At 35.1% G+C, this 7,436-nt stretch carries 6 protein-coding genes and 2 tRNA genes; 2 read left to right on the top strand and 6 right to left on the bottom strand.

The genetic code is table 11. From position 1 onward, the window contains the following. Window positions 1-133: 133 nt before the first annotated feature. On the bottom strand, window positions 134-697 hold the full coding sequence (locus SFT90_04205) for an NAD(P)H-dependent oxidoreductase (GenBank protein MDX1949685.1): 564 nt from the start codon (window positions 695-697) through the stop codon (window positions 134-136). 74 nt (window positions 698-771) lie between these two features. Between SFT90_04205 and argH the strand changes: the two genes are divergently transcribed. Further along, window positions 772-2,154, top strand: coding sequence for an argininosuccinate lyase (argH, locus tag SFT90_04200; GenBank protein ID MDX1949684.1), 1,383 nt, complete (start codon window positions 772-774; stop codon window positions 2,152-2,154). Window positions 2,155-2,233: 79 nt separating this feature from the next. Continuing rightward, window positions 2,234-2,307 (top strand) — tRNA-Gly (locus tag SFT90_04195). Between the two features lies 1 nt (window position 2,308). Here the strand turns inward: SFT90_04195 and SFT90_04190 are convergent. The 5 genes from SFT90_04190 to SFT90_04170 all read right to left on the bottom strand — a co-directional run bounded on the left by SFT90_04190 (window position 2,309) and on the right by SFT90_04170 (window position 7,335). Further along, window positions 2,309-3,241, bottom strand: a complete 933-nt coding sequence (locus tag SFT90_04190) for an LD-carboxypeptidase (protein ID MDX1949683.1) — start codon at window positions 3,239-3,241, stop codon at window positions 2,309-2,311. Between the two features lie 336 nt (window positions 3,242-3,577). Beyond that, entirely contained in the window at window positions 3,578-4,579 is a 1,002-nt protein-coding gene (locus SFT90_04185) for a hypothetical protein (GenBank protein MDX1949682.1), read from the bottom strand. A gap of 8 nt (window positions 4,580-4,587) precedes the next feature. Continuing rightward, window positions 4,588-4,824: a hypothetical protein gene (locus SFT90_04180; protein MDX1949681.1), complete on the bottom strand. Its 237-nt coding sequence runs from the start codon at window positions 4,822-4,824 to the stop codon at window positions 4,588-4,590. Window positions 4,825-4,828: 4 nt separating this feature from the next. Next, a complete protein-coding gene (locus SFT90_04175) occupies window positions 4,829-6,865 on the bottom strand; it encodes an acyl-CoA dehydrogenase family protein (protein ID MDX1949680.1) in 2,037 nt (678 codons plus the stop codon). Window positions 6,866-7,258: 393 nt separating this feature from the next. Further along, window positions 7,259-7,335 (bottom strand) — tRNA-Met (locus SFT90_04170). Window positions 7,336-7,436 lie beyond the last annotated feature (101 nt).

The following is a 7,436-nucleotide window of genomic DNA, read 5'->3' as shown; positions in this document are numbered from 1 at the left end:
TGCACGAACCCCATCTTTACTGATATTTATTGCGGATCCTTTTTTTCCAAAAGTTAGTGATGCACCAGATTTGCTAAAATTTAGCTTTAATAATTTGGCAATTGGAACAATTTTTCTAAGCTTTAAGCCCATTTTAATTGGTGTAAGAGATTAAAGAATCAACCAAACTTTGAAGTGATTTGCTAATCTTAATATCAGAAATTTTGCCTTCCGCATCAAAAACTTTATCAGCAAATGGAATAGCTAATTGATCCGGTAGAACTAAAACGCCAATATTTCCAAGCAACATACGCAGCGGCACAAGCCCACGCAAACCGCCAAAACCACCTGGCGAAGCAGCTGATAAAGCTGCAAATTTACCTCTGAATGCAATCAGTGGAGTTTCACCTTTTTCTGAAGGGCGAGAAATCCAATCTATTGCATTCTTAAATAAAGGGGAAAAACTTGAATTATATTCAGGTGAAGCAATAAAAAAACCCTTACATTCTGCAAATTTTGCCTTGAGTTTTTTCGCATTTTCAGGCAGGCCGTTTTCCACCTCAAAATCGCCATCATATATAGGCATTGGATAATCTTTGAGGTCAATAAACTCCGCCTCCACACCGTTAGATTTTGCGATTTCAAAAGCCTGCTTCGCCAGCTTTTTGTTTAGTGAATCTTTGCGAGCCGAACCCGCTAAAAAAATGAGTTTTGACATAATAATTTAATTTCAATTAGATTTTATATATTACATAGATTATATGTTTATAAAAAAATATACAAACTAATTAAATGAAAAAAAATCCTAATAAAAATTCAGCTCCAAAAAAGCTAGCAAATAAAATGTGGGGTGGGCATTATGAATATGCACCCGATGAAGTTTTGCAAAAAATAAACGCATCAATTTCATTTGATAAAAAACTTTATAAGCAAGATATTCAAGGCTCTATAGCTCACGCTAAAATGCTTTCAAAAACAGGCATTTTGAATAAATCCGATGTTGAAAAAATTACTAAAGGCTTGCAACAAATTCTGAAAGAAATTGAATCTTCTAAGTTTGAATTTAAGGAAGAACTTGAAGATATTCACATGAATATTGAATCTCGCTTGAAGGAAATTATTGGCGATACAGCCGGCAGGCTTCACACCGCTCGCAGCCGGAATGACCAAGTTGCAACTGATTTCCGCTTATATGTTCGTGATAATTCTGATTTAATTATCCAAGAAATTGATTTGCTGATTAAAGCTTTAGAGAAAAAAGCTAAGAAAAATAAGCAAACTATAATGCCAGGGTTCACACATCTACAAACCGCACAGCCTATAACTTTTGGCCATCATTTGAATGCATATAAAGAAATGTTTTCTCGTGATTTAACTCGTTTCAAAGATTGCAGAAAACGCCTGAATGAATGCCCGCTTGGTGCAGCCGCACTCGCTGGAACTAGCTTCCCGATTGATAGACATTTCACCGCTAAAGAGTTGGGATTCGATAAGCCAACCGCTAATTCCATTGATTCCGTTTCATCTCGTGATTTTGCGATTGAACTACTTTCTTGTGCAAATATTTTGGCAATTAATCTTTCAAGACTTGCAGAGGAGATTGTTGTTTGGTGTTCGCAAGGGTTCAAATTTATTTCCCTTTCTGAAAAATTTACTACCGGCTCATCAATAATGCCACAGAAAAGAAACCCAGATGCGGCAGAATTAGTTCGTGCAAAAACAGGCAGAATTTTAGGTTCTCTAACTGCATTAAGCGTTGTAATGAAAGGCCTGCCTTTGGCTTATAGTAAAGATATGCAGGAAGATAAAGAGCAAGTTTTTGATGCAGTTGAAAATATAATCCTCGCCCTGCGTGCGATGCGTGGTATGGTTGATGATATGCAACCAAACAAAGAAAATATGCTAAAAATGGCGGATAGCGGATATTCCACCGCAACAGATATTGCAGATTGGCTAGTGAAAAATCTAAAAAAACCCTTCCGTGATGCACATCATATAACAGGGCGTTGTGTAAAACTTGCAGAGCAAAAAAATTGCAAACTTTCAGAGCTTACCCTTAAGGAATTTCAAACGATTGAAAAAGGAATCACCAAAGATATTTATAATGTTCTTTCCGTTGAAAACTCAGTGAAATCCCGCAAAAGCTATGGTGGAACCAGCTTTGAGGGGAAATAGAGTTTTATATAATTAATTCTCTTGCGTTTTTGGATTATATTTAATAATTAGATTTTCAGAATTTACTTCTTAAATAAATGCGGGTGTAGTTCAATGGTAGAACTCCAGCCTTCCAAGCTGGTCGTGAGGGTTCGATTCCCTTCACCCGCTCCAATTACTCCACCACCAACCTAGAATTCTTGCTGATTTCAATTTTAGCTGGAACGCCAAAATGAATAGCGTAATTCCTTTCTGTATGCCCAATTCCCTTAATTCTGAACACTGGTATTTTAATTTGCTCAGCGAATCTTTCTAAAATTTTTTCAATTAAAGGCATATCCATATCAATTTCTCCGCCTTCAAAATCGCCGAAAATAATGGCTTTCGCACCTTTACACAAATTTGATTGCTGGATATGAGTTAAAATTCTATCCACTTGATAAGGTTTCTCATTAATATCTTCAAAAAGCAGAATTTTATCTTTGGCTATTATCTCCCAAATAGTTCCAATAGAACATTGAACTAATTTCAGATTTCCGCCAATAATTGCCTTGGTTTTGATGGTTTGGGGCTTCAAATTTTTACTAACGACCTCAAGAGAAAACTCCTTCTTATATTTTTTGCCAAAAATTAAATTTTCAATATGAGAAATAGATTCCTTATCAATTCTATCACGCACTATCTGCCATAGAATTGGCCCGTGAATTGTTTTCCAACCCCATTCTTGATTCAAGAAAAAATGGATTGAGGTTATATCACTGAAGGCAATAAATAATTTTTCCTGCTCGGGCGGATTTTTAATCTTCTCGAGATGCGGAATAATTTGCGGGCTACCACTGCCACCTTTTACACACCAAATTGCCTTAGAATCCTTAGCAAATAATGCGTTTTTCAACTGATTAAATCTAATTTTTTCAGGTGCGGAAGCGATTAAATCCCCCGCCAGCAAATCATCTGGAACTCTTGGAATTAGCCCAAGAGATTTAATATATTCCTTAATTCTCTCAACTTCCTGCGGTTTTATGCCGTAAGCCGGCGCAAGAATTTCAACAATATCACCTTTTTTTAAGGGAGTATAAGGTTTTGGTTTATAATTTTTAAGTTTCATAAATATTTATTTCAATTCAGAATAATAATTTGAATTATTAGCTTAAAAATATTTTAGCAAGGAGAAATTTTTTATAAAAAATTATTGGCAAGGATTTTTGTTAGCATTCTATTAAAAATTCTTTCCAAAGTCCCATTTGGAGTTTTTTTATTTTAACTGATTTGCCGAAACTAGCTTTCTAGTTGGTTGCGGGGGCTGGATTCGTTTTGTTAGCTTAACCTACTGAAATCTAACGCATTGCTAAATTCGTGTAATGAAAAGTTCCACTAAAACTTCCACCTTTTTCATTGGGTTGTAAAATGGTTACCTTGTTTGCGCTCTCAAAAAGCTAAAAAATTATAATGTCTTCAATCTTTCCGTATTAGAAATGTTTACCCTACTTTTCATCATGTTATAAGCCATTGAAGGGCTTTCTCTTCCAACTTTATCTAGTATAAATTTTGATGCGGCAACTGTTTTGTGAACTCTAATGCCGCCAGTTGATATTTCAGCTTTGTTGAAAAAATGAACTAAATCTTCTGTAGCTAAATTTCCTTTCGGGTTATTTGAAAATTTACACTGCCCTAAACCACCTGAGGCTGTATCAAACCTTCTTACCCCAGCTCTATAAGCAACTAAGGCGTTATATAACGCATTACCACCAGTATCATGAAGGTGCATACAAACATTATCAAAATTCACGCTATCTTTCTTGAGAGTTTTCATTAATGCATCAACTTTTTTGGGATCGCCAGCACCCGTTGTATCACCTAATGAAACTTCATAACAGCCATTAGAAATTAGAAATTTGGTTAAATCACCAACTGCTTTTGGGTGAATGTCCTCTCCATCTTTTAAGCCTTCCTCGGTTCTGATTGACGGCGCTTTGAATATAGTTGAAACATAGCCTCTATATTTTATTCCAGCCTCTTTTGCTCTTTCTATGATTTTTAGAGCTTGCTCTTTTGATTCTTCTATTCCACCCTTTTGGTTCATATTATTTTTACAGAATTGCTCAGATGCAGCAGTGACAAGGGCAATATCACAAAAGTCTTTCATTACATCTATAGCTTCTGGGGTAAGATATTTTTCGTGCATTACAAGCATTGAAAAGGTTACACCCTTATATTTTCCCCGCTCAGCATTTTCTTTTAACATTTTTGCAAGCTCTAGGGAGCCAACCATGTTGGGAACAACTTTTTCGTGAGCTAAACTGCCAAACTCAATAAATTTCTCACCAGATTCTATAAGCATTTCAATATATTGAAGCCTATCTTCAACGCTTACAGTTTTGTCTTCAAACTGCAAACCATCTCTTGCCCCAACTTGTCTATGGATTATTTTGTCTTTGTTTTGCATAAGGCCAATTAACTAAAATCGCTTTTTTCAATTTTCTCTTTGTAATAAAGTGGAGGTTCTTCTCCAATTCCCCAGAAAATAATCTCTCCAAGCCCTTCAATTTCCTCTAAACTGAATTCAGAGCGTTTTTTTACTAATGGTTGTTTAAGTTTTTCAACACGAACATAATACCAATAAGGTTCATAATTCTGCTCTGCCTTTATAAGGAAAATATCTTTATTATCTTTTTTTAATGATACCACCATAGAATCAAGCTCCTTTTTGCTTTATAGGCTCTACCGCTTGAGAAGCTGATGAAATATTAAGTTTTTCCTTATTAAGTGCTATCAATTTTTTTACATCAAAAGTTGGTTCAGCATATTTATATTCTTCCTGCATTTTTCTTAGTGAAGGTCTCTCATTAATGAAATGGTGAATTGCAGCTTCTGCAATTTTTAACCTATCCTGCAAATCTTCACTAATTACCCCATTATTTTTAGATTTTATTTCTTGAATATAATTGATGGTTTTTACTGCTTCCTTTCCCATGTAAACAGCGCCCATCAAATCCAAAAACATATCACTAGCAGCCGCTATCTTTTTTGCCGCCAACTCCGCAATGGTTGGATCTTCACTTTTTAGAAGGATTCTCTGCTCACCAAGCCATTTATTTGCCTCAGATAAATCTCTAACTGCCGCTCTAACATCAAGTAAATTTTGCACATTAACATTTTGAGTAACTTCTTTGCTAAATAAAAAGTCATTAGCTTGCTCAATGAATCCATCAATAAATTTATATTGTTGAGATACAATTTGCTTTGCCATCATTTCATTTGGCCCCTCATAAATTGGTGTTGGTTCAAGGTTGTTTCTTAATTTTTCAAGCTGCTTTGATGTATAACCATCTGAACCCATTACTTGAGTTGCATCTACCATTAACTTTTTTGCAGCTCTGGTGAAATATGCTTTTACAAAAGGTGTCTCTATTTTTATTAAGCCTTGTGCTTTTGCTTGCCTTTCTAGTAATTCTGTTCTTTGAGAGCTATTATTAGCAGGGATTTTGCTATTTGGTATATTGGCATAATCCATATTTAAGCCAACATCCATTAACACGCTCGCACCAGTTTCAGCAAATGCTCTAAGCTTATTGATTGTAGCGGCCACAGCTGGATATTCTGCATAAGGCTGAGAATCTCGCATCTCCAAGCCACGATTAGCAGTATAGTTTTTTGCTAGTTCAAGTGCAGAATAAATATGTGCAACTGCCTGCGTTCCAACTTCATGCCTAGCAGGATCCATAATTCCAAACATCATAGGCCAGCCATTCCCTCTTTCACCTAGTAATATGCCTTCGCTACCCTGAAAATTATGATGTTGTAAAATTTGGTTTTCAATACCTGGTTTATAAAAGAAATGACTTGTAACAACATTATTGGGTATTGGTTGACCATTTTCTAAAATAGTTTCTCCTTTTTCATCTATTTTATAAATTGGAACAATAGTAACGCTTACCTGAGTTTTCCCTTTTGTATCTAGTAACAATTTTCCTGTTTCATCTCTAGTCGCTGAAACAACTAATCCAATTGCATTTTTTACACTATCAATTCCGCCTGTTGTTAAACCTGTAATATATTTCTTTTCTCCATTAACTATTGCGCTGTCGGAACCTTCCGCTATTTGAGCTGTGCATTCCATATTATTACCTAAATTAGCACCAGTTTTAGGCTCTGTTAATATCATTGCCCCTGTGTATTCACCACTGATAAGCTTAGACATTACATTTTTAATCATCTTTTGTTTTTGTTCATTGCTAGCTTCTTTTTCATATGCAACTTGCAAAAGGTTAAGTGCCCCTTGAGTAACCATTTCTTTTAAGTAAAAAGATGGGTTTGCATTAAATCCAGCAAGTGCAACTCCGCCTATCAATGATTTTGGCATTTCAGCACCACCAAATTGTTTTTTAGCTGCAATTCCAATTAAATTTTCTCTTGCGTAATCTACAAATAATTCTTTTGATTCTGGGTGATATTCATTGCCTTTAGTTTTATCATTGTGAATAACTTCTTTACCCATTAAAGCTACATTTACAGGGTACATCCTTTCATCTGCAAATTTGGCAAATTTTGAAAGTAACCCTAAATATTCAGCTAATGCATTTTCATTTCCAGTTATAGTTGCTAGTTTAGAACTTAACCCGTGAACCTCAGCCAAAAAATTCTGGTCTGCAACAATTTTTTCAGAGGTTAGAGGAATAGAATTTATTGGAGAAATTATTTCTTGTCTGTTTTCTGTAAGTTGAGGAGGCATAAGAATATAAAATATGTTATGGGACATTTTTGTATAACACAAAAACCTTAACAAATTATTAACAAAATTCAAAAAAATCAAATGATTCTGGCAGAAAATTAAAGAATAATGCTATTTACTACATTTTGCTAATTTAGCACCTTAGTTTTGCGTTTAAGCACTTATCTTATTGATTTATAACAACCTTCTAAAAAACACTTTGTTGTTTTGGGTTTGCGTTTAAGCACTTTTTTGAAATTGCACAGCCTTATAATAATGGTTAAAACTCTGGTGGTTAGGCTTGGGTTGGTGGGCTGAATTTACACAAAGACTTTATTAATTCAATTAAAGTGTATATGGAATGGCATTTTTAGCCTTTAACTTTTACAGAACTAGGAAAAACGGCTGTTTAGTTGGTTGCGGGGGCTGGATTCGAACCAACGACCTTCAGGTTATGAGCCTGACGAGCTACCGGGCTGCTCTACCCCGCGATAAGGATTGCGAAAAGCTAATCAGAAAGTGAACTCTAAGAAAAGATGATGTTGTTTAATACTAATTTCAAACTTAATCAAGCATTAAAATTTCTAAACCT

The organism is Rickettsiales bacterium (genome assembly GCA_033762595.1).
GTDB lineage: Bacteria > Pseudomonadota > Alphaproteobacteria > Rickettsiales > UBA8987 > JANPLD01.
The sequence above is the reverse complement of the archived record's forward strand: the minus strand, read 5'-3'. Positions and strand labels throughout refer to the sequence as shown.